Genomic DNA, 21,797 nt, shown 5'->3' with positions numbered 1-21,797 from the left:
ATCCTCGGAACTTATGTTCATCGAACACATAGGCAACCCGCTCCAGGCCGCTTACCGTCTGTCGCCATGAGTGGCTATTGGGACGGGCGCGTCGCGCTGGTGACCGGCGCCGGCAGCGGGATCGGGCGCGCCTGCGCGCACGCCCTGGCCGAGGCCGGGGCGAAGGTGCACGTGGTGGACATCAACGCGGACGCGGCGGCGCGCGTCGCCGACGAGACCGGCGGCTGGGCGCACACCGCGGACCTCGCCGACCTCGCGGCCGTCGACGCCCTGCCCGCCGACGCCGACATCCTCGTCAACAACGCCGGCTTCCAGCACGTCGCGCCGCTGACCGAGTTCCCGCCGGACGTGTTCACCCGCATGCACCAGGTCATGGTGACCGCGCCGTTCCTGCTGATCCGCCGGGTGCTGCCGCACATGTACGCGCAGGGCTGGGGCCGGATCGTGAACGTCTCCAGCGTGCACGGTCTGCGCGCAAGCGCTTTCAAGTCCGCCTACGTGTCCGCCAAGCACGCACTCGAAGGACTGTCCAAAGTGGCCGCGCTGGAGGGTGCGCCGCACGGGGTGACCAGCAACTGCGTCAGCCCGGGTTACGTGGACACCCCGCTGGTGCGCGACCAGATCGCCGACCAGGCCGCCGCGCACGGACGCCCCGAGGACGAGATCCTCGGCGAGGTCCTGCTCGGGCGCGCCGCCATCAAACGGCTGATCGGCCCGGCCGAGGTCGCGGACGCGGTGCGCTGGCTGTGCGGCCCCTCGTCCGGCCACATCACCGGGATTTCCCTGCCCCTCGACGGCGGCTGGACCGCCGCCTGAGGTTTTCCGCCACGGCACAAAGGAGTGTTGCCCCATGCCCCGCAGCGAGAACCGCTCGATCGCGAAAGTGGTCGGCGCGAGCCTCATCGGCACCACGATCGAGTGGTACGACTTCTTCCTCTACGGATCGGCCGCGGCCCTGGTCTTCAACAAGCTCTTCTTCCCCGGCAGCGATCCGCTGACCGGGACCCTGCTCTCGTTCGCCACCTACGCCATCGGCTTCCTCGCCCGGCCGCTCGGCGGCCTGGTGTTCGGCCACTTCGGCGACCGCGTCGGCCGCAAGAAGCTGCTGGTGTTCAGCCTGCTGCTGATGGGCGGCTCGACCTGCGCGATGGGCTTGCTGCCGACCTACGCGACGGTCGGCGTGGCCGCGCCGCTGCTGCTCACGGCGTTGCGGCTGGTGCAGGGCTTCGCGCTCGGCGGCGAGTGGGGCGGCGCGGTGCTCATCGTGTCCGAGCACGGTGACGACCGCCGCCGCGGGTTCTGGGCGTCCTGGCCGCAGTGCGGCGCGCCCGGCGGGAACCTGCTGGCCACCGCGGTGCTCGCGATCCTCGCCGCGGTTCAGTCCGACGCCGCGTTCACCGCGTGGGGCTGGCGCATCCCGTTCCTGCTCTCCGGCGTGCTGGTGATCATCGGCCTGTGGATCCGGCTCACCGTCACCGAGTCGCCGGTGTTCCTGGCCGCGCAGGAGAAGGCCCGTCAGCGCGGCGAGCAGCACCGCGCCCCGGCGGTGGAGGTCTTCCGCGGCGCGTGGCGCCGGGTGCTGATCACCATCGGCGCCCGCATGGCCGAGAACGTGTCCTACTACGTGCTGACCGCGTTCATCCTGGTCTACGTCACCGGCCCGCTGGGGCTCAGCAAGTCGGCCGGGCTCAACGCGGTGCTCATCGGGTCGGCGATCCACTTCGTGACGATCCCGCTGTGGGGCGCGCTGTCCGACCGGATCGGCCGCCGCCCGGTGTACCTGTTCGGCGCGGTCGCCATGGCCGGCTGGGCGTTCGCGTTCTTCGCGCTGATGGACACCCGCTCGCCCGGGATGATCATCCTCGCCGCGACCATCGGCCTGGTGCTGCACGGCGCGATGTACGGCCCGCAGGCGGCGTTCTTCGCCGAGCAGTTCCCGACCCGCGTCCGCTACACCGGCCTGTCGATCGGCGGGCAGCTGTCCTCGATCGCCGCCGGCGCGCTCGCGCCGATCGTCGCGGTCGCGTTGTTCAAGGAGTTCGGCGGCACGCTGGCGGTTTCGCTGTACGTGGTGGTGATGTGCGTGCTCACGGTGATCGCGGTGACCAGCGCGAAGGAGACCGCGGGCAGCTCGCTGCACGACGAGCAGCCGGCGACCGCCCCGGAACCGGCGACGCGATGAGACGATGATCGGCGTGGACGACGACGTGCTCCGGCTGCTCGACCTGCTCGCCGGCGGGGCGAGCAGCGAGCAGCTGGCGCACGCCGGCGCCGCGCACCCCAAGGCCACCGAACTGGCCCTGCGCATCCACGCCACGCTGACCGCGCACCGCCGCCGCGAAGCCGAGCTGACCGCGTTGTTCGACACGGCCAGCGACCTGGCCCGCCTGCGCGATCCGGACGCCGTGCTGCGGTCGATCGTGCGGCGGGCCCGCACGCTGCTCGGCGCGGACGTCTCCTACCTCAGCCTCAACGACGAGGCCGCCGGGCGCACCTACATGCGCGTCACCGACGGATGCGTGTCCCCCCTGTTCAAGGAAGTCATCCTGGGCATGGGCGAGGGGCTCGGCGGCCTGGTCGCGCAGAGCGCGCGCCCGTACGCGACACCGGACTACTTCCGGGACGAGCGGTTCCTGCACACCAAGCCGATCGACGACGCGGTGCGCGACGAGGGCCTGGCCGGCATCCTCGGCGTCCCGTTGTCGCTGGGCGGCGCGGTGATCGGGGTGCTCTACGCGTCCGACCGCACGCCCCGCGAGTTCACCCCGGACGAGGTCGCGCTGCTGTCCTCGCTGGCCGACCACGCGGTCATCGCGCTGGACAACGCCCGGCTGCTGGACGAGATCAGCTCGCACTCCGCGGCGATGCACCGCGCCGAGGAGGCGCACGACCGGCTCATGGACCTGGTACTGCGCGGCGGGGACGTGCCGGAGGTGGCGGCCGCGGTGGCCGACGTCCTGCGCGGCTCGATCGGCCTGTTCGACGCGGCCGGCGAGGAGTTGGCGCACGCCGGGACCGCCCCGCCCGCACCGGACCCGGAGGTGGTGGCGCTGTCGCGGAGCACCGGACGCTCGGTGTCGGGCGGCGGGTCGCTGGTGTGCGCCGTGCAGGCCGGGCCCGAGCTCCTCGGCAGCATGGTGCTCGCCGGCCGGGAGGCGTTGCTCGACGCCGACCGGCGACTGTTCGAGCGGGCGGCCGTGGTGACCGCGTTGTTGCTGCTGCTGCGCCGGTCGGTGGCGAAGGCGGAGGACGAGGTCCGCGGCGAGCTGCTGACCGACCTGCTCACCGCGCCGGACCGCAACCCGGGCGCGTTGCTCGCGCGCGCCGAACGGCTGGGCGTCGACCTCACCGAGCCGCACGCGGTCCTGGTCGCGCACGCCGAGTCGGTGTCCCGCGCGCGGCTGGCGGTGGCCGCGGCCCGGCACGCCGCGCTCGCCGGGATCCACGCGGAGGAGGTCGTGCTGCTGGTCCGCGGCGACCCGGACGTGGTCGCCGCGCGGATCGCGGAGGCGCTGACCGCGGCGACGGACACGCCGGTGACGGTCGGCGCGGCAGGCCCGGCGCGGGGCCCGGCGGCGATCGCCGCGGCCCATGCCGAGGCGGTCCGGTGCCTGCGGGCGTTGCTGGCGCTGGGCCGGTCCGGCGAGGGGGCGTCCGCGGGCGGGCTCGGGTTCCTCGGGGTGCTGCTCGGCGAGCGCGGCGACCTGACCGGCTTCGTGCGGCGCACGCTCGGCCCGGTGCTCGACTACGACGAGCGGCGTGGCACCGACCTGATCGGAACGTTGCACGCGTACTTCGCGGCGGGCGGCAACCTGACGCGGGCGAAGGAGGCGCTGCACGTGCACGTCAACACGGTGGTGCAGCGGCTGGACCGGATAGCGACCCTGCTCGGCGACGACTGGCAGGAGCCGGGGCGGGCGCTGGAGATCCAGCTGGCGCTGCGGGTGCAACGCTTGACGGGGCGGCGGAGCGGGTAGCCGGGGGCCGACGAAGGGAGGCCCGATGAACGTGACCGCGGGTGATCTGAAGGCGCTGCTGGACGCCGGGAACGGTGCGCAGCTGGTCCTGCAGGAGGGCAGCCTCGCGGTGTTGTCTGCCGAGGAGCTGTCCCGCCACGAGGGCGCGCTGACCGTCATCGAGCGCGAGACGCTGCGGCAGCGGGTGGGGGAGCAGCCGGAGGACCGCGAGCTCGACGAACAGGCCGCGATCCTGTCGACCCAGATCGACACCCTCGGCGCTTGACGCGGGCGAGAATCCCTCAGCGCGATCCGGCGGCCACCAGCCTCGCGGTGATGGGTTCGAGTTCGGCGATCAGCTCGTCGAGCTCGGCGGGGGAAAGCGCCTCGTACGGCGGGGTCGCGAGTTCGTCGGTGAGGGCTTCGACGCGCCGCTTGGTCTCGCGGCCCGCGTCGGTGAATCGGCCGTCGGCGCCGACGAGAGCGGCGACGTGCCCGTCGCCGCGGTGCTCGCGCAGCATGTTCGCGGAGTGCCACAGCCGGGCGACCGGATCGCCCGGCACCGGACGGGCGCGCAGCCCGGCGTACATCACCCGCCCCGCGGTGGGCGCGCTCGTCGCGGCCTTGGTGGTCAGATAGGCGGCGCACGCCAGGCCGGGAGAACCGGCCAGCTCGTCGCCGAGGATCCGCCGCAGGGAGGCCGCGCTGCCCCGCTCCCGCGCGGCCGCGGACGCCTCGGGCGGGATCGTCTCCCACGCGCTCGGGATGTGCCGCACGGCCTCACCGTCGGCGAAGTTGTAGAAGGCCGATCACCGGTTTCAGCGGGCGTACTCCGCCAACGGGGGTTCCGCCGGAACGTGCGGGTACAGCGCGACCTGCGTCGCCACGACCGTTGCCATCCGGGCCTCGTTCACGGCGAGGAACACCGGGTCCACGCCGGGCATCAGCAGGCGCGTGCAGACGTCCGCGGGCAGCCGCGCGGGGTCGGCCGGGCCGTCGTGGGTGAGGGCGTCCACCACGAGCGCGAACGCGACGCCGTCGGTGGTGCCGGTGGTCAGGTGGTCGGCGACGTGCGCCGGGCACACCTCCTGCAGGCCGACGTTGCTGATCCGCCCCTGTCCGGTGTGCAGCGACGAGCTGCCGTAGTCGTTCAGGTTGGGCGCGACCACCTCGTCCAGCACCGTGTAGACGTTCGTGTAGTCGATGCCAGCCCAGGTTTCCGCGCCGCTGTTCAGCGCGGTCAGGAACGCCGACCCGGTGCGCTGCTGCCAGAACGCGGGCGCGCAGCCCGGCAGGCAGACGGCCGCAGCCACGACCGTGCCGTGGTTCGACGGCGCCAGCCCGATCACGTCCCCCACCCGGGAGCGCGTGTCCGGCCAGTACTTGAGCGCCCAGCGCGGGACCATCCCGCCCTGGCTGTGCCCGACTATGTCGACGTCCCGCCCGGCCGCGGCACTGACCGCGCGGATCGCGTGCACGACGTACTCGGCGGCGACCTGGATGTCGGCCATCCCGTTGTCCGGCAGGGCGACCGTGCAGAACGGACGGCCCAGCGCGGTCAGCGCGGGCCCGTAGTTCCAGGCGAACACCTCCGGCGTCAGCGTCGTCCCGGCGACCAGCAGGATCGGGTTGTGCCCGGACCCGCGGACATCACCGGAACACACCAGCGCCGCGTCGAGCGCGGCCTCCGGGACCCGCAATGCGGGACCGTCCGCGGCGGCGGCGGACGCGGGCGCCAGGACCGCGCACACGAGGACCAGCAGGGCGAGCAACGAGCGCTTCATGACCGTCCTTCCGGCACACTCCGTCGTGTGAACCGAGGGGATCTTGTCACGTGGGCGGCCGGGGAAGCGACTTCACGGTGGTGAACACCTTCGTGATCCGCGCGGCCCAGGTCTTCGACGGCGAACGCGCCCACCGCGACCTGCCGGTGCTCGTCCAGGACGGCGCCATCGCGCGGCTCGGCGGCCCGGTGCCCGACTGGCCGGTGGTCGACTCGCCGGGCACGTTGCTGCCCGGACTGATCGACATGCACACGCACCTCTCCGGCGACGGCGGTTTCGGCGCGCTCGACCGGCTCGCGGACTACTCCGAGGACGAGCTGGACGGCGTGATCGAGCGGGCGCTGCAAGCCCAGCTGGCCGCCGGGGTGACCAGCGTGCGCGACCTCGGCGATCGCCGGTACGCCACGCTGCGCTGGCGGGGTCGGCCCGGCCTGCCGTCGATCGTCGCCGCGGGGCCGCCGATCACCAGTCCCCGCGGGCACTGCTGGAACATGGGCGGCGAGGCGAGCGGCGCCGACGGCCTGCGCGCGGCCGTCGCCGAGCGGGCCGAGCGCGGCGTGGACATCGTGAAGGTGATGGCCAGCGGCGGCGGCATGACGCCCGGCACCGACATCATGGCCTGCCAGTTCACTCTGGACGAGCTGCGGCTGATCGTCGAGGAGGCCCACGCGGCCGGGCTGCCGGTGACCGCGCACGCGCACGGCACGCCGTCGGTGGAGCAGGCGGTGGCCGCCGGCGTGGACGGCATCGAGCACTGCAGCTGCTTCACGCCCGAGGGCATCCGGATGAGCGACGAGCTGGCCGCCACGATCGCCGCCCGCGGGATCACGGTGTGCCCCACGCTCGGCGCGGTCGGCGAGATGACGCCGCCGCCCGCGTTGCGTGAGTTCCTGGAACGGACGGGTTCCACGATCCGCGACCGGATCGGCCAGGTGGCGCGGATGGCCGACGCCGGCGTGCGGATCGTGTCCGGCGGCGACTCCGGCATCTCCCCGGGCAAGCCGCACGGGATGCTCGCCACCGCGGTGGAGTGGCTGGTGGACGGCGGAATCCCGGTGGAGGCCGCGCTGGCATCGGCGACGTCGCTGGCCGCGGAGGTCGCGGGCCTGGACCGCAAGGGCCGCATCCGCCCCGGTTTCGACGCCGACCTGCTGCTGGTGGACGGCGACCCGCTGACCGACATCACGGCGCTGGCGCGCCCGGCGCAGGTGTGGCTGGCCGGCACGGCTAGATGTTGCGGGTCATGACGTTGATGCCGGCTGAGGGGGGCCGAGAGGAGGGGACCCGTCCATGCACCGCCGTAATGCCCCGCTGTCTGTTGAGGGCCGCCGCCGGCTTGTCGTGCGTTGCCAGACCCGCCCGATCGCCCACGTCGCCGCCGGAATGGGCATCTCGCGGCAATGCGCGTCCAAGTGGGTCAACCGCTGGCGCCGCTATGGCGAGGCCGGTCTGCTCGACCGGTCAGCGTCCCGCACCACCAGCCGACCGCCACCCCAGCCGACGTGGTGGCCCGGATCGAACAGCTACGCCGGCAGCGGAAGTACTCCGCTGGCCGCATCGCCACCGAGCTGGCCTGCGAGGGCATCACCATCTCCGCGCGGACCGTGAGCTGGCACCTGCTGCAGCTCGGGCTGAACCGGCGACGGTTCCTCGACCCCACCGGCCAGAACAACCGGCAACCACGGCAGATCAAGATCCCCGACAGTGGTGGCTGGCGCGTCCACTGCCAAGGCAGCGACCACGACCGGCAGGTCGCCGGCGGCAAAACCCGAGGCCAGCGACCCCGCTACACCTACCTGCACTCCGCCATCGACGGCTACTCCCGCCTGGCCTACACCGAAGCCCTACCCGACGAGAAGGCCCGAACGCGATCGGATTCGTCCACCGCGTCCGGGCGTTCTTCGCCCGCCACGGCATCACCCACATCCACCGCCTGGTCACCGACAACGGCGCCTGCTACCGCGCGAAAGACTTCGCCACCGTCCTACGCGGCGCCCGCCACCAGCGGATCACCCCCTACACCCCACGCCACAACGGGAAAGTCGAACGCTACAACCGCATGTTGACCGAAGAGTTCCTCTACGCTCACACCTGGACCAGCGAAGAACACCGCACCGCAACCCTGGCCATCTGGAACATCCACTACAACGACCATCGACCACACACCGCCGCCGGAAACCAGCCACCAGCAACCCGACTCCGCACCGGCGTCACCAACGTCACGGCCTCATACAGCTAGATGATCTCGAGGTTGGCCATCATGCCCATGTCCTCGTGTTCGGCGTTGTGGCAGTGGAAGAGGTACCGGCCGCGGTAGCCGTCGAACCGGGTGATGATCTCCACCGATTCCCCCGGTCGCAACGCGACGGTGTCCTTGAGCCCCGCATCGTGCGGCAGTGGCGGGCGGCCGCCGCGCGAGAGGACCCGGAACCCGGCCAGGTGCAGGTGGACCGGGTGGTGGACGTCGGCGACCAGACGCCACACCTCGACGTCGCCGAGCGCGGTGACGACAGCGGAGCGGACCGGGTCGAACGGCAGCCCGCCGACCAGCCAGCCGTGGCGGCCGTGCGTCCGTCCCGCGCGGAAGGCGAACTCGCGCACCCGCACCGCGTCGGACCGCTGCCAGGCCGGCAGGTCGGCCGAGAGCACGCCGGGGATCCGGCTGTCGTCGGTGGCGCGGCGGACGACGCGGAACGCCATCACGTCCCGCGTGCGGCCCGCCCCCAGCCGGTTCCGGATCCGGACGCGGCCGCCGACCGGAACGCCGGCGAAGTCGACGATCACGTCGTAGCGTTCGGCCGGCGCGACCGGCAGCGCCGAGTGGGTGACCGGCGCGGCGAGCAGTCCCTGGTCGGCGCCGATCTGGACGAGGTCGAGCCGTCGTCCGTCGTCGGTGACGGCCTCGAGTTCGTAGTGCCGGGCGTTGGAGGCGTTGAGCACGCGGAGCCGGTAGCGGGCCGCGTCGACCTCGTGCACCGGCCACGGCGCGCCGTTCACCAGGATCACGTCGCCGAGCACACCGGCGAGGTACTCCTCGGTCACGCCCGGCCGGTCCGGCAGCGCGGGGTAGATCAGGCTGCCGTCGGCGGCGAACGCGCGGTCGGCGATCATCAGCGGCAGTTCGCGGGATCCCGCGGGCAGCCCCAGCGATTCCTCGGCGTCGTCGCGCACGATGTGCAGCCCGGCCAGCCCGCGCCAGATCGCCGGCGCGGTGTAGTCCATCCGGTGGTCGTGGTACCACAGCAGCGCGGACCGCTGGTCCAGCGGGAAGGTGTAGTCGCGCGTCAGCTCGGTCACCACGGCGCGCGGATCGTGCATCGCGTGCCCGGTGTGCATTGTGGACCGGGGAAGGACGAGATCGGTGGGGTATCCGTCGGAGCCCGCCGGGGTGCGGCCGCCGTGCAGGTGCACGACGGTCGGCACGGGCAGCTCGTTGCGGTGCGTCACCGTGACCGGGTAGCCGCGGCGCGATTCGATGGTGGGGCCGGGGAACGTGCCCTCGTACGTCCACAGTGGAGTGCGCAGGCCGGGCAGGATATCCGCGCTCGCCTCTCGCTGGGTGATCTCGTAGCGGCCGGGACCGGCCGGTCGCAGCACGGGCGGGATCGGCAGCGGCACCTGGAACGGCGGCGGCAGCGGCGCCGCGCTGCGCAGTTCCGCACCGGTCACCGGCGGACGGCGGGCCAGCGCGGCCGCGGTCGACAAGCCGGTGGCTGCCACCAACCCGAGCGCACCGCCGATGCCCAGCACCTGCCGCCGGGTCAGGCCCTGGTCAGGCATCGCGCGCCTCCCGTCGTGCGAGGGGACCGCGCCAGACGGCGACGAACTGCACGACCAGCGCGGCGACCGTGATCACGCCGAGCGGGACGTGCAACCACAGCGCGCCGTCCAGCCCGGCGAAGTACTGCACGGTCTCGGCCGCGGCCACCGCCACGGTCCCGAGGAATGGCCAGGACCGGCGCAGCCGCACCCAGACCACGATCGCCACGATGAGCTGCAGGTAGCCGAGTGAGCTCGTCAGGTCGGCGCCGAGCGCGTGCCAGCGCAGGCTGTCGAAGTCGCCGGTCAGGTACACCCCGGCGAACACCGGCTGACCGGCGATCGCCACCAGGTGCGCGCTGACGACGGCCCGGAAAGCCCATCCGGCGGGCGTTGTGGTTCGTTGCACGGCTCGAAGCTATTTCTCTACTGCTATCTTGTCTAAGATCAATATCGCTATGGTGTTATGACGCGGGAGGCATGGTGGAGCTGACCTCGCTGCGGCAGTTCCTGGTGGTGGCCCGGCTGGAGCACCTCAGCCGGGCGGCCGAGGAACTGCGCGTCGCCCAGCCGTCGCTGAGCCGCACCATCGCCCGGCTGGAGAGCGAGCTCGGCACTCCGCTGTTCGACCGGAGCGGCCGGCTCCGGCTGAACGACGCGGGCAGGCTCTTCCGCGATCACGTCGAACGGTCCCTCGGGGAGCTGGACGCGGGGCGCCGCGCCGTGGCCGAGGCCGTCAGTACGGGACTGGGCGCCGTGCGGCTCGCCTCGGAAACGTTCCTCACCCTCACCGGTCCGCTCGCGGCCTACAAGCGCGCCCACCCGTCGGCCGAGATCGAGCTCCAGTGGTCGCCTGCCGAGGACATGCCGCGACGGCTGCGGGCCCAGGACGTCGACCTGTGCGTCGCGTCGCAGCCCATCCACGCCGACGGGCTGGAGTCGGTGCAGCTGTTCGACGACGCCGTGGGCGTGGGCACGGCACTCGACCACCCGCTGGCGCGCCGCACGTCCGTGACGATCGAGGAACTCGCCGGGCAGCCGTTCGTCACCGCCCGCCGCGGCCACTGGCTGCGCCGGCTGCTCGACCGGGTCTTCGCCGCCCGCGACCTCACGCCGAAGATCGTCTGCGAGAGCGACGAGCCCGGCGCCATCGCGGAGCTGATCGGTGCGGGGCTGGGCATCGGTCTCGTGCCGGGTTTCGCCCGCCGCACCGCCGTCCAGGCCCCGCTCGCCTGGGTCGCCGTCGACAGCCCCGACTGCCGCCGCCGGGTCACCCTGCACTGGGGCGCGGGCAGTCACCTCTCGCCCGCGGCGCGGCTGATGCGGGACACGATCACCGGCTGGGACTGGCCCGACGGCGACCGGTGATCAGCTCGCGGTCCACGCGCGCAGCTTCTCCGGGTTGCGCACCGCCCAGATGCGCTGGATCTTCTCGTCCGCGATCTCGAACGCGTACACGGACACGGTGACGCCGTCCTCCTGGGCGACCAGGCCGGGCTGGCCGTTGACGGTGCGCTCCAGCAGCGTGTGCCCGCGGAACCGGTGTTCGAGGCGGGCCAGGGCGCTCAGGATCCGTTCGGCGCCCTGGACCGGGTGGAGCACCGTGCTGACCAGGCCGCCGCCGTCGCTGATCGCCGTGGCGTCGGGAGCGAGCAGGCCGAGGAGGGCTTCGATGTCGCGTGCTTCCCAGGCCCGTTTGAAGTCGCGGACGACCTGGGCCTGCCGCGAGACCGGCGTGGCGGGGGCCTGGGCGTCGCGGACGCGGCGGCGCGCCGACGAGGCCAGCTGACGGCACGCCGCCGGTGTGCGCCCGACGACCTCGGCGATTTCGGCGAAGGAGTAGCGGAAGACGTCGTGCAGGATGAACGCGACGCGCTCGGCCGGGGTCATCGAGTCGAGCACCACGAGGAAGGCCATGCTGACCGACTCGTCGAGGGTGACCCGGTCGGCGGGGTCGGCGGGGCGCCATTCCGAGCTGTCCGGCACCGGCTCGGGAATCCATTCCCCCACGTAGGTTTCCCGCCGCGTGCGGGCCGAGGACAGCACGTTGAGGCAGAGGCGGCCGGCCACCTTGGTCAGCCAGGCGCCGGGGGAGGCGATGGCGTCCTGCTCGTCGCGGGACATGGCGTACCAGCGGGCGTAGGTCTCCTGGACCACGTCCTCGGCCTCGGCGAGCGACCCGAGGAGCCGGTACGCCAGGTTGATCAGCTGACGCCGTTCGCTCATGATCGCGGTCAGACCGTCGTCCGGTTCGGTCATCGTGTGCTCGGCTCCCTCGGTCGTGCCTTCTCCACCACTCCGACAAGACAGCGGGGCGAAACGTCAGGCCTGACGTTTCGCGGCGGTGGGTTGTCGGTTCCGGTGAGAGAAGGGAATCCCACCATGAACAAGACCCACAAGGTGATCGTCATCGGCGGCGGGTACGCCGGCACGCTCGCGGCCAACCGCCTGCGCATGCGCGACGACGTGGACGTCACGTTGGTCAACCCCCGTCCGGCGTTCGTCGACCGCATCCGGCTGCACCAGTTCGTCGCAGGCACCGGAGAGGCCACAGTGGACTTCGGCACGATGCTCGACGACGGCGTCCACCTGGTGGTCGACACCGCCACGCGCATCGACACCGCCGCCCGCGCCGTGCGGCTGGCCTCGGGCCGCGAGCTGGGCTACGACTACGTGGTCTACGCGGTCGGCAGCACCGCGGCGGCGCCCACGGTGCCCGGGGCGGCCGAATTCGCCGTCCCGGTCGCCGAACTGGAGTCCGCGCGGCGGCTGCGGGACGAGCTGGACGCGCTGCCCGCGGAAGCGCCGGTCACGGTGGTCGGCGGCGGGCTGACCGGCATCGAGACCGCCGCCGAGCTGGCCGAACGGGGACGCCGGGTCACCCTCGCGTGCGGCGGGACGCTGGCGCCCTCGTTGAGCGCGGGCGGTCGCCGGTACATCGCCAAGTGGCTGTCCCGGCACGGGGTCGCGGTGGTCGAGGCCGCCAAGGTGGCCGAAGTCCGGCCGGACGCGGTCGTTTTCGACGACGGCACGACGCGGGCGAGCGCCCTGACCGTCTGGAGCGCGGGCTTCGCCGTGCCGGAGCTCGCGGCCGCGAGCGGACTGAGCACCGATGATCTGGGCCGTCTGCTCACCGACGAGACGCTGACCAGCGTCGACGACGACCGGATCGTCGCGGCGGGCGACTCCGCCGCGCCGTCGGGCCTGCCGCTGCGGATGAGCTGCCAGGTCGCCGGGCCGCTCGGCGCGCAGGCCGCCGACACCGTGTTGAGCCGCATCGCCGGGACCGAACCGCCGGTGCTCGACGTGGCTCTGGTCGGGTCGTGCGTCAGCCTCGGCAGGCACGCGGCCGTGCGGCAGTTCGCCCACAAGGACGACACCGCGCAGAACTTCTACGTCGGTGGCCGCCTCGGCGCGGCCTACAAGGAGCTGGCCTGCAAGCTCGGCGTGCTGAAGATCCGCCGCGAGGCCCGCAAGCCCGGTTCCCTGCGGTGGGTGAAGGGCGGACGGCAGGTCACAGGCCCAGTGAGCGCAGCAGCGCCCGCAACTCCGACTCGTACAGCTTCGCCGGGTCGGTGACCTGCGGGCCGAGGTGCCCGTAGACCTCGAGCGAGATCAGACCGTGCATCCGGCCCCACGTCCGCAGCGACAGGGCCAGCACGGCGGGCGGCAGCCCGGGGAACTCCTCGCGCATGTGCTGCACCAGCGCGGGCCCGAAGTCGTCCCAGTCGAAGTCGTCCGGGGCCTGGACCGTCGGCCAGGCCCCGGCGATCAGCTCGGTCAGCAGGGCGCACGCCCGGCGCTCCGCGTCCGCCGCGGCGCCGCCTTCGGGTGCGCGGTAGCCGGGCACCGGATCGCCGTAGATGAGCCGGAAACCCTCGGGGTTGGCGAGCGACCACGTCCGCAGCGCGCGGCCCCACGCCAGGATCCGCCCGGCCGGGTCGTCCGCGGGGACGGCGTCCCGCGCGGCTTCGGCGGTGTCCACCAGCGAGGTGTAGACGTCGGAGATCAGCGTGGTGATCAGGTCGTCGCGGGTGGGGTAGTAGCCGTAGATCGCGCCGGCCGTCATGCCCATCTCACGCGCGATCGCCCGTAGCGAGATCGCGTCCGGGCCGCCCTTGGCCATCAGCTCCAGCGCGATGGTCTTGATCTCGCGCGCGGTCTCCGCCCGCAGCCGTTCCCGGCGGCTCGTCCTCGCTTCACCCACCTTGACACTGTACGGCGTTGGTCTACTATTCGCCGTGTTGTTACTACACGCCGTGTAGTAAACGAACGCCGTTGAGGAGACGTCATGGCGAGAGCAGTCCTGTTCGACCGGCTCGGTGGGCCCGAGGTGCTGCGTGTCGAGGACCGGCCGGTGCCCGAGCCCGGCCCTGGCGAGGTCCGCATCCGGGTGGACGCGATCGGGCTCAACCGGGCGGAGGCGCTGTTCCGCGCGGGCGCCTATTACGAGCAGCCGATCCTGCCGGGTTCCCGGATCGGCTACGAGGCGGCCGGTGTGGTGGAGACCGGCGTCGACGGGTTCCCCGAGGGCACCGAGATCAGCACCCTCGCCTCGTTCTCGATGCGGGACTACGGGGTGTACGGCGACCGGGTCGTGGTGCCGGTGTCGAGCCTGGTCCGCCGCACGGTCGACGAGGTCACCGGCGCATCGGTCTGGCTGACGCACCAGACCGCGTACGGCGCGCTGGTCGAGCGCGGCGGCCTGCGGCCCGGCGACACGGTGCTGATCACCGCCGCGTCCAGCGGGGTCGGCATCGCGGCGATCCAGATCGCCAACCACCTCGGCGCGGTGCCCATCGCCGTGACCCGCACCGCCGCCAAGCGGGACCTGCTGGTGGCGGCAGGCGCCGCGCACGTCGTCACGCTCGACTCGCAGGACCTGGTCAAGGAGGTCCGCGCGCTCACCGGCGGCGACGGCGCGACGATGACGTTCGACCCGGTCGGCGGACCGGGCGTGGCCGACCTGGTCGAGGCCACCGCCGTCGGCGGGCTGCTCGTCCTCTACGGCTGGCTGGGCGGCGAGGCCACGCCGCTGCCGATGAACTGGGACCGGCAGGTCACGCTGTTCGGCTACGGCAACGGCAGCTACGTCGCGCGCAACCCCGAGCGGCGGCGCCGGGCCGAGCACTTCATCAACGCCGGCCTGCGCATCGGCACCCTGCGCCCGGCCGTGGACCGCGTGTTCGACGACCTGTCCGACATCGTCGAGGCGCACGCGCACCTGGAGTCGAACACCCAGGTGGGCAAGGTCGTGGTCCGCGTTCGTCACTGAGCGAGTGAACCCCCGCCGGCGCGGGTAGCCCTCTCGGCGAAGCGAAGGAGGTCACCGTGTCGACGGACAAGAAGGACGTCATCGCGTTGCTGGAGGACCAGCACCAGGAGATCCGCCGCCTGTTCGGCGTGGTCGAACGCGCGAAGGGGGACGAGCGCGAGGACGCCTTCCGCGACCTCGTGCGGCTGCTGTCGGTCCACGAGACCGCGGAGGAGGAACTGGTCCATCCCGAGGTGCGGCGCCAGGACGGCGGCGAGCCGATCGTCGAGGCCCGCCTCGGCGAGGAGCACCGCGCCAAGGAACTGCTGTCCACATTGGACGAGATGGGCCCGGACGCGGAGGGCTTCGACACCCTGCTGATCCAGCTCCGGGACGACGTGCTCGCCCACGCCGAGCACGAGGAGCGGTCGGAGTTCCCGCTGCTGCGCCAGGCCTACGACAGCAAGCGGCTGGAGGCGATGGCCGACACGGTGCGGGCGGCCGAGGCCGTGGCCCCGACGCGCCCGCACCCGGGAACGGAAAGCGCCGCGAAGAACATGCTGCTCGGTCCGCCGGCCGCACTCATGGACCGAGCCCGCGACGCCATCCGGAGCGTGCTCAAACGCTGACGCCCCGGAAGCCGGCCGCCCGCCGAACGGCAGGCGGCCGGTTCCGCGTCACAGACCGACCCGCACCACGCTGCCGCTGCCGGGTGAACCCGGCGGGTTCGGGCAGGCGCCGCAGTTCGACACGTACGCCTTGCCGTCACGCAGTGCCAGCCCACCGGGCATCGTCAGCTGCTGCGTCACGATGTGCTGCGCGCCGTTCTTGCCGACCTGGATCAACGCGCCCGTCGGGTCGCCGCTGAGCAGGCCGTTGTGCGCGATTTCCAGCACGTACAGCTTCCCGTGCGCGAAGCCGATGTCGATGATGTTGGTGAAGCCCTCCGCGTACACCTGCGGCGCCTTGCCCGGCACCACCCGGTACACCCGCGCCGCGCCCTTCGGGAACGGGAAGCCGGTCAGCTCGCCGACGTACAGCGCGCCGTCCGGGCCGAGCGCGACCGAGGTCGGCACCGACTGCATCGGGATCTGCGAGCCGTCCGGCCCCGTCGCCATCCGCGTCGGGAACGTGGCGATCGTGTGGATGCCGCCCTTGTCCGGGACCCACAGCAGGGAGTTGCCGCCCGCGTCGGCCACCACGCGGCCGCCGGGCAGGGCGAGGACCGAGTTGGGGTTGCTGTCCGGCTCACCACCGTCGGGGTTGGCCGTTGCCTCGTAACCGGCGATGTCGGCGACCGGTTTTCCGTTGCGCAGCAACCACCCCATGAACTGCTGGCCCTTCGGCGGCAGGTTCGTGCGCAGCGCGGGGTTCGCCCCCAGACCGACGGTGACGTACATGTTGCCCTTGCCGAGGAACGAGACGTCCGACGGGCCGATCGCGCCGGAACCGTCGCGCGCGGCGAGCGACGGCAGGCCGCTCAGCACGCGTTTCTGCTGCCCGTGGTCGATCCGCGTGACGGCGCCGGATTCGCCGTAGCACGCCTCGCCCTCGGGCCCCGCCATGCACGGACCAGCGCCGCCGCGGCCGGCTTCCGCGACGTACAGGGCCCCGTCAGGCGAGAACGACAGCCCGCGCGGGCTGTCCAGGCCGCCGGCCACTGTGGACACCTTGCCGCCGGCCTCGGCGCCGAGCGGAACCAGTGTCACCGCGAGCGCGGTGGCGGCTGCCAGCAGGATTCGGGATGTTTTCATACGCCCGTCCTTTCACGACGATGTGCCCCCCTTCCGGAGACGGAATCGCGTGGACGAGCGTTACGAGGAGATTTCGGTTGAGGGCGCAAGTAAACGCGCAGCCGTTGCGTCGGGATTTCCACGAGCTGCCAGGACAGCAGCCCGCACGCGTAGGCCAGTGGCAACGCCAGCGCCATCAGCAGGTACGAGTTCCGCACCCCGGCGAACACGATGAGTTGCTGCACCGGCATCGCCCAGATGTACATGCCGTAACTGCCGTAGACCCACTTGTCGTACCGCGCCAGCCGGCGCGGCCAGTGGTGGGCCCACACGATCGCGCCGTACCCGGCGGCGAACGGCAGCACGATCCGCGCGCAGGGCTGCAGGACGGGCACGAAGTTGACCACCAGGTACCCGGCCACCCCGGCGTACGCGGCGGCCCGCGACAGCGGAATCTTTCCGTGGTAACGGTGCATCACCATGCCGATGACGAACGCGACACCGAACGCGACCATCGCGCCGACGGGCACGGACAGCAACGACCCGCCGCGGCCCTGGAAGGTGTAGGTGGCGCCGAGGAAACCGTCGAGCACGACGATCGCGGCCAGCAGCGCGAACAGGCCGGCGCGGGCGCGGCCGAGCAGACCGGTCAGTCCCGCGACGAGAACGAGCGCGTACCCGGTGGTCTCCATCGGCAGCGTCCACAGTGAGCCATTCGCCGACCACGGGTACGGGTTCTCCGCGAACACCCCGGGAAGCAGGTGCTGCAACGGGTACAGCGCCGCGTTGTGCACCACGTAACCCCAGGTCGCAGTGTCCGTCCAGTACTCGCCGGCATCGAGCACGGTGACCAGTGGACCGATCACGAACGCGGTGAACATGACGACGACGAGCAGCGGCGGCCAGATCCGCAGCACGCGCTTGGCGGCGTACCGCCACCATGACGCGTCGCGCGCCCAGCTGTCGGTGATCTGGAACCCGCTCATCGCGAAGAAGCCCATGAGCGCGAAGTAACCGGGGGACAGGTCCCAGCTCGCCGGCAGGATCGTCAGCCGCTGCGGGTCGACGAGCGGGAACGAGTGCTCGACGACGACCATGCTCGCGCCGATGAGCCGCAGCCACGCGAACCCGGTCTCGGCCTTGGCGTACTTGACGGGGCGGATCTGCTGCGTGCGCTCCGCCGAGTTGTCCCGCGGCACCGCTCAGCCCAGCAGCTCGGTCAGCGCGGCGCGCGCGACGCCCGGCCCGAACTGCGCGGCCACCGCGGCCTGCCCGGCCCGGGACAGCCGCAGCCAGAGCGCGTCATCGGTCAGCAGCGACACGATTCCCGCGGCGATCTCCTCGGCCTTGTCGCCGACGAGGACCTCCACGCCGTCGCGCAACCGCATGCCCTCGAACGCCAGCGTCGTGCCGACCACCGGGACACCCGCGGCCAGGCTCTCGCCGACCTTGCCCTTGACGCCGGCGCCGAACCGCAGCGGCGCCACCGACAGCCGGGCCGTTTCGTAGAGCGCGCCGAGGGCGGGCACCCAGCCGCGGAACTTCACGCCGTGACCGTCGAGCGTGCGCAGTTCGTTCGTCGGGTCGTGGCCGACCAGGTTGAGCACCGCGTCCGGGACCTGCCTGCGCACCAGCGGCCAGATCTCCCCGGCCAGCCAGTACGCCGCGTCGCGGTTGGGCGGGTGCTCGAAACTGCCCACGAACAACACGCCGGGCCGCCCATCGGGGCTCGCCTCCGGCCCCGGCGTGTGCACATTGGACAGCACGCTGACCGGGGCGCCCGGCGCGAGGTCGGCCAGCAGGTCGCGTTCGGCCTCGGACACCACCAACGTCCGGTCGCAGGCGCGCACCAGCGCCAGCTCCAGCTCGCGGTAGAGCTTCGCGCGCTGGTGCAGCATCGTCGACGTCTCCGGCGCGCCGCCGAGCCGCTCCACCAGCTCGGCCTCCCTGGACAAGCGCACGAAGTGCAGGTCGACCGTGTCGAACACGATCCGCGCCCGCGGCGCGCAGATCCGCAGCCGGTCGGCGAGATGCCAGGCCACGGTCGGCCGGGACAGCAGCGCCAGCCGGATGTGCTTGCCCGCCTCGTGCAGGAACTGCTCGCGCAGGCCGTTGTCGGCGAGCACGGTGATCCCGGCGCGGTGCAGCTGGTCCAGGTACGCCGGGTCCGCGGGCGGCCCCATCGGGCAGAACACCACGCGGTGACCGAGCGCGACCAGCTCGTCCAGCAGGCACCGCAACCGCACCGAGCCGGAGTCGCGGTCCGGGGTGGGCACGGTGACGTCGGCGACCAGCACCAGGTCGCCGTCGCGCTGAGGCCGGCCGGGCACGCGCTGGCGGGCGATCCACAGCGGCGTGCCCGGGTCGGCCTGCTCCGCGAGCTCGCCCGCCCACTTCGCCGCGAAGACCTCGCGGTTGACCTCCTGGTACCGCTTGACGCCCTGCGTGACGTCGGTGCCGTGCGAGACGCCCTCGTGGTGGACGACCACCGCGTCCGGGACCACCACCACGCGGTGGCCCGCGGCGCGGACCGCGAACGCCAGGTCGGTGTCCTCGTAGTAGGCGGGGGAGTAGCGCTCGTCGAACCCGCCCAGCCGCTCCCAAACGTCCCGGCGCACGAGGATCGCCGCGCCCGAGCAGTAGTCGACGTCGCGAACGGCCTGGTAGCGCGGGTCTTCCGGGTTGTCGCCGTGGCCGTAGTTGGCGGCGCTGCCGTCGGCGAACACGATGCCGCCGCACTCCTGCAGCCTGCCGTCCGGGTAGACCAGCTTCGCCCCGGCCAGGCCGATGCTCCCGTCGCCGCGGACGACCTCGGTGAGCGCGTCCAGCCAGCCGGGCCGGACCTCGGTGTCGTTGTTGAGCAGCACCAGCAGCTCCCCGCGGGCCTGCGCGGCGCCGAGGTTCACGGCGCGCAGGAACCCCAGGTTCTCCGGGGCGCGCACGAGCCGGACACCGGGGCACGCGGCGAGCTGCTCGGCCGAATCGTCCGGCGAGGCGTCGTCGACCACCACGACCTCGAACGGCACGCGCGTGCCGCTGTCCTCGATCGACTGCAGGCAGCGGCGCGTGTAGCTCCACTGCCCGTGCACCGGAACGATGATGCTGACGAGCGGTTCGTCGCTGGTCGACACCGCGACCGGGCCTTCGGTGGCGCGCCGCCGCGGCCGGTAGCGCTCGATGACCTTGCGGTACTTCGGGCCGCCGTCGTCGCTGGTGAGCCGTTCGATCTCGGCGCGCAGCGGCGCGGCGGCGCGTTCGGCGGCCGCGCCGAGCAACGTGAGCTGCGGGTCCAGCATCGTCGCCGCGGCGGGCACCTCCACCGGGTTGTCGGAGGCGACGCCGACCAGGTAGGTGTGCGGCGCGCCGGTGCCGACCGACCAGCTGTCCTCGCCCGTGCGGCGCAGCTGCTGCGACAGCACCGGGCCGTGCTCGCGGTCGCTGGTGAGCACCGAGCCGACCGCCACGTTCTGCCGCAGCACCGTCACGTGCCGGAACGACGCGCCGAGCAGCGCGCGGAACTGCGGCTCGGTCAACTCCTTGACGTGGAAGGGGTTTTTGTTGCCGTGCTCGTGCGTGTAGACGAGGACGTCCGGCGTGCTGGTGAAGAACACGCCGCCGGACGCGAGCCGGGCGCGCACCAGCGCCATCAGCTCGTCCTGCTCCGCGACGTGCTCGAGCGCCTCGAAACAGGTGATGACGTCGAACTTCCCGGCGTCGGCGAGCAGGTCCGGGTCGGTCATCGAACCGGTGGTGAACCGCAGGTTCGGCCGCCCGCCGTAGCGCGCGCGGGCGTGCTCGACGCTGGCTTCGTCGATGTCGACGCCGACCACCTCCGCCGCGTGGGCGGCCAGCAGCGCGCTGCCGTAGCCCTCGCCGCTGGCGAGGTCGAGGACGCGCCGCCCGAAGGCGTAGCGGGCGGCGAGGGCGTAGCGGTGGTAGTGCTCGTAGATCACCTGGATGTCGTCCGTCCAGGGCACGCAGCGCTCGCCCGTCCAGTCGATCCCCCGAGGTCCCACCATGGGCCGGAAGGCTACCGGTACTGGGGCCCCGAGTGATACTGATGCCCGGTAATCTGCGGCGGGGAGGGAATTTCTCACGGTGACCAGTGACGTCCGCCGGCAGCGCCGGGAGCTGACCCTCGGGATCGCGATCATCGTGGTGCTGGCGCTGGGTCTCGCCGTGTCCACCACCGGGTACCTGCTGACCCGCAACGCCGGCCTGGCCGACCCGCCGGACGCCAAGCCGGCCCCCGAGCACAGCGCGCTGGCCCTCGTCGAACCGCCCGGCGCGCCCGGTCCGAGCGGGCCGTTCACCCTCGCCGCGCTGCGCAGCACCGTGTCGCTGCCGCAGCCGATGGTCGACGTGCTGACCACGGCCGGGATGAGCGACGGGATGCGCAAGACCGCGGTGCGGACCGGGGTGACGATCGGCCTGTACGCGCTGGCGACGGGTGATCCGCGAGGCGCGGTGCGGGCGTACGGCGCGGGCGTGGAGCTGCAGGGGCTGGCCGCCGACCGGGACCTGTCGCTGGAGGGCGTCACGGTGTACGGCACGCCGGTGGGCGCCCCGCTGGCCCGCTTCGGCGCGGCGTACGTGCTCTACGACCGCGTGGTGGTCGTCGAGACGGCGGGCCAGGGCGACGCGGCGCACGACGTGTTCCGGACGACGCTGGACCGGCAGATCGAGCTGGCGCCGCCTAGCGACCGCTCCTGACGGCGCGCACGACGCGGGACAGGTGCGCGGGGCGCAGGCTGTCCGCGCGGCCGGCGAGGAAGTCGTGCCGGCCGAGGTCTTCCACGACGTCGAACCCGTGCCGCCGGAGTAGCGCGCGGATCTCGTCCGGGCCGAGGAACGTGCGCCACGGCTCACCCCGGCCCGCGGCCATCCCGCCGACGGCTTCGACGTAGGCGTTGCCCGCCGGCGTTCGTCAGCTGGCTCGGCGTGCTCATGTACCTCGACGCCGCTCGACGCCACCCTGACCGCCCTCGCCCGGCTCGCCGCGGGCAGCGAACTCGTCGCGGACTACCTGCTGCCGTCCAACCGGTGGCCGCCTCGGGAATCCCGGCCGCGGCGAGGAGTTCACGCTTCGCGGACTGGCTCGCCGGGTGGTCGACCTCGAAGGTGCGGACGCGGCCGTCGCGCTGGGCGAAGGTGTCGAGCCCGGCGCCGAGGACCACGTACTGGCGCAGGCCCGAGGCGTGCAGGCGGTCCTCGGTGATGCGGCTGCGCAGCGTGGTCTGCACGCGGGCGCCGGCCAGGACCGGGTGGTCGCCGTATGCGAGGAGTTCGGTCACGATCCGGTGTGGACGGT

At 72.7% G+C, this 21,797-nt stretch carries 20 protein-coding genes and 2 pseudogenes; 11 read left to right on the top strand and 11 right to left on the bottom strand.

Going from position 1 to position 21,797, the window contains the following annotated elements; genetic code table 11:
- The first annotated feature begins 66 nt into the window (after positions 1-66).
- Genes AMYTH_RS0121955 through AMYTH_RS0121940 form a run of 4 tightly spaced genes read left to right on the top strand, consistent with a single transcriptional unit; the run spans position 67 to position 4,242 of the window.
- A complete protein-coding gene (locus AMYTH_RS0121955) occupies positions 67-816 on the top strand; it encodes a 3-hydroxybutyrate dehydrogenase (RefSeq protein ID WP_027932133.1) in 750 nt (249 codons plus the stop codon).
- A 34-nt stretch (positions 817-850) separates the two neighbouring features.
- Complete coding sequence (locus AMYTH_RS0121950; protein ID WP_027932132.1) at positions 851-2,182, top strand: MFS transporter; 1,332 nt, start codon at positions 851-853, stop codon at positions 2,180-2,182.
- Positions 2,183-2,186: 4 nt separating this feature from the next.
- Complete coding sequence (locus tag AMYTH_RS0121945; RefSeq protein WP_027932131.1) at positions 2,187-3,977, top strand: helix-turn-helix domain-containing protein; 1,791 nt, start codon at positions 2,187-2,189, stop codon at positions 3,975-3,977.
- A gap of 25 nt (positions 3,978-4,002) precedes the next feature.
- A complete protein-coding gene (locus AMYTH_RS0121940) occupies positions 4,003-4,242 on the top strand; it encodes a hypothetical protein (RefSeq protein WP_027932130.1) in 240 nt (79 codons plus the stop codon).
- 16 nt (positions 4,243-4,258) lie between these two features.
- On the opposite strand, the pseudogene AMYTH_RS45395 reads toward AMYTH_RS0121940, so the two are convergent.
- Together AMYTH_RS45395 and AMYTH_RS0121930 are read right to left on the bottom strand one after the other, a co-directional pair.
- A pseudogene (locus AMYTH_RS45395) lies at positions 4,259-4,809 on the bottom strand (SCO6745 family protein); the annotation flags it as partial.
- Entirely contained in the window at positions 4,775-5,740 is a 966-nt protein-coding gene (locus tag AMYTH_RS0121930; protein WP_027932129.1) for a lipase family alpha/beta hydrolase, read from the bottom strand. The pseudogene AMYTH_RS45395 and the gene AMYTH_RS0121930, both read right to left, overlap by 35 nt.
- 50 nt (positions 5,741-5,790) lie before the next feature.
- Between AMYTH_RS0121930 and AMYTH_RS0121925 the strand changes: the two genes are divergently transcribed.
- On the top strand, positions 5,791-6,987 hold the full coding sequence (locus AMYTH_RS0121925; protein ID WP_228684906.1) for a metal-dependent hydrolase family protein: 1,197 nt from the start codon (positions 5,791-5,793) through the stop codon (positions 6,985-6,987).
- Positions 6,988-7,030: 43 nt separating this feature from the next.
- Positions 7,031-7,979, top strand: a pseudogene (locus AMYTH_RS48010) (IS481 family transposase).
- Here the strand turns inward: AMYTH_RS48010 and AMYTH_RS0121920 are convergent.
- Both AMYTH_RS0121920 and AMYTH_RS0121915 read right to left on the bottom strand, forming a co-directional pair.
- Entirely contained in the window at positions 7,976-9,520 is a 1,545-nt protein-coding gene (locus AMYTH_RS0121920; protein ID WP_027932127.1) for a multicopper oxidase family protein, read from the bottom strand. The pseudogene AMYTH_RS48010 and the gene AMYTH_RS0121920 overlap by 4 nt on opposite strands.
- Complete coding sequence (locus tag AMYTH_RS0121915) at positions 9,513-9,908, bottom strand: hypothetical protein (RefSeq protein ID WP_027932126.1); 396 nt, start codon at positions 9,906-9,908, stop codon at positions 9,513-9,515. The genes AMYTH_RS0121920 and AMYTH_RS0121915 overlap by 8 nt, the downstream gene beginning before the upstream one ends.
- A 71-nt stretch (positions 9,909-9,979) precedes the next feature.
- Here AMYTH_RS0121915 and AMYTH_RS0121910 point away from each other — a divergent pair, with 71 nt between their 5' ends.
- The gene (locus tag AMYTH_RS0121910; protein WP_228684904.1) at positions 9,980-10,867 is read left to right on the top strand and encodes a LysR substrate-binding domain-containing protein; all 888 of its coding nucleotides are present in this window, start codon (positions 9,980-9,982) and stop codon (positions 10,865-10,867) included.
- Here the strand turns inward: AMYTH_RS0121910 and sigJ are convergent, their stop codons facing one another.
- Positions 10,868-11,758 (bottom strand): RNA polymerase sigma factor SigJ, encoded by an 891-nt coding sequence (sigJ, locus tag AMYTH_RS0121905; protein WP_027932124.1) that lies wholly within the window; start codon positions 11,756-11,758, stop codon positions 10,868-10,870. It abuts the gene before it with no gap.
- Between the two features lie 123 nt (positions 11,759-11,881).
- On the opposite strand from sigJ, the gene AMYTH_RS0121900 reads away from it, so the two are divergent.
- On the top strand, positions 11,882-13,078 hold the full coding sequence (locus tag AMYTH_RS0121900) for an NAD(P)/FAD-dependent oxidoreductase (RefSeq protein ID WP_027932123.1): 1,197 nt from the start codon (positions 11,882-11,884) through the stop codon (positions 13,076-13,078).
- Here the strand turns inward: AMYTH_RS0121900 and AMYTH_RS0121895 are convergent.
- Positions 13,014-13,706 (bottom strand): TetR/AcrR family transcriptional regulator, encoded by a 693-nt coding sequence (locus AMYTH_RS0121895; RefSeq protein ID WP_027932122.1) that lies wholly within the window; start codon positions 13,704-13,706, stop codon positions 13,014-13,016. The genes AMYTH_RS0121900 and AMYTH_RS0121895 overlap by 65 nt on opposite strands.
- An 84-nt stretch (positions 13,707-13,790) precedes the next feature.
- Between AMYTH_RS0121895 and AMYTH_RS0121890 the strand changes: the two genes are divergently transcribed.
- Entirely contained in the window at positions 13,791-14,774 is a 984-nt protein-coding gene (locus AMYTH_RS0121890) for a zinc-dependent alcohol dehydrogenase family protein (protein ID WP_027932121.1), read from the top strand.
- Positions 14,775-14,830: 56 nt separating this feature from the next.
- Positions 14,831-15,382, top strand: coding sequence for a hemerythrin domain-containing protein (locus tag AMYTH_RS0121885; RefSeq protein ID WP_027932120.1), 552 nt, complete (start codon positions 14,831-14,833; stop codon positions 15,380-15,382).
- A gap of 48 nt (positions 15,383-15,430) precedes the next feature.
- Here the strand turns inward: AMYTH_RS0121885 and AMYTH_RS0121880 are convergent, their stop codons facing one another.
- Genes AMYTH_RS0121880 through AMYTH_RS0121870 form a run of 3 tightly spaced genes read right to left on the bottom strand, consistent with a single transcriptional unit; the run spans position 15,431 to position 20,505 of the window.
- Entirely contained in the window at positions 15,431-16,507 is a 1,077-nt protein-coding gene (locus tag AMYTH_RS0121880) for a ScyD/ScyE family protein (RefSeq protein WP_027932119.1), read from the bottom strand.
- On the bottom strand, positions 16,504-17,685 hold the full coding sequence (locus AMYTH_RS0121875; protein WP_027932118.1) for an acyltransferase family protein: 1,182 nt from the start codon (positions 17,683-17,685) through the stop codon (positions 16,504-16,506). Before AMYTH_RS0121875 ends, AMYTH_RS0121880 begins: the two co-directional genes overlap by 4 nt.
- A 3-nt stretch (positions 17,686-17,688) precedes the next feature.
- A complete protein-coding gene (locus tag AMYTH_RS0121870) occupies positions 17,689-20,505 on the bottom strand; it encodes a glycosyltransferase (RefSeq protein ID WP_027932117.1) in 2,817 nt (938 codons plus the stop codon).
- A 79-nt stretch (positions 20,506-20,584) separates the two neighbouring features.
- Here AMYTH_RS0121870 and AMYTH_RS0121865 point away from each other — a divergent pair, with 79 nt between their 5' ends.
- A complete protein-coding gene (locus tag AMYTH_RS0121865) occupies positions 20,585-21,199 on the top strand; it encodes a hypothetical protein (RefSeq protein WP_027932116.1) in 615 nt (204 codons plus the stop codon).
- On the opposite strand, the gene AMYTH_RS0121860 is transcribed toward AMYTH_RS0121865, so the two are convergent.
- Entirely contained in the window at positions 21,183-21,371 is a 189-nt protein-coding gene (locus AMYTH_RS0121860; protein ID WP_027932115.1) for a hypothetical protein, read from the bottom strand. The two genes, AMYTH_RS0121865 and AMYTH_RS0121860, sit on opposite strands and share 17 nt — an antisense overlap.
- Positions 21,352-21,780, bottom strand: coding sequence for a class I SAM-dependent methyltransferase (locus tag AMYTH_RS50415; protein ID WP_027932114.1), 429 nt, complete (start codon positions 21,778-21,780; stop codon positions 21,352-21,354). Before AMYTH_RS50415 ends, AMYTH_RS0121860 begins: the two co-directional genes overlap by 20 nt.
- Positions 21,781-21,797 lie beyond the last annotated feature (17 nt).

This window comes from Amycolatopsis thermoflava N1165, assembly GCF_000473265.1.
Classification (GTDB): Bacteria; Actinomycetota; Actinomycetes; order Mycobacteriales; family Pseudonocardiaceae; genus Amycolatopsis_E; species Amycolatopsis_E thermoflava.
Note: the sequence above shows the minus strand (reverse complement) of the source record. Positions and strands in the feature narration are given on the sequence as shown.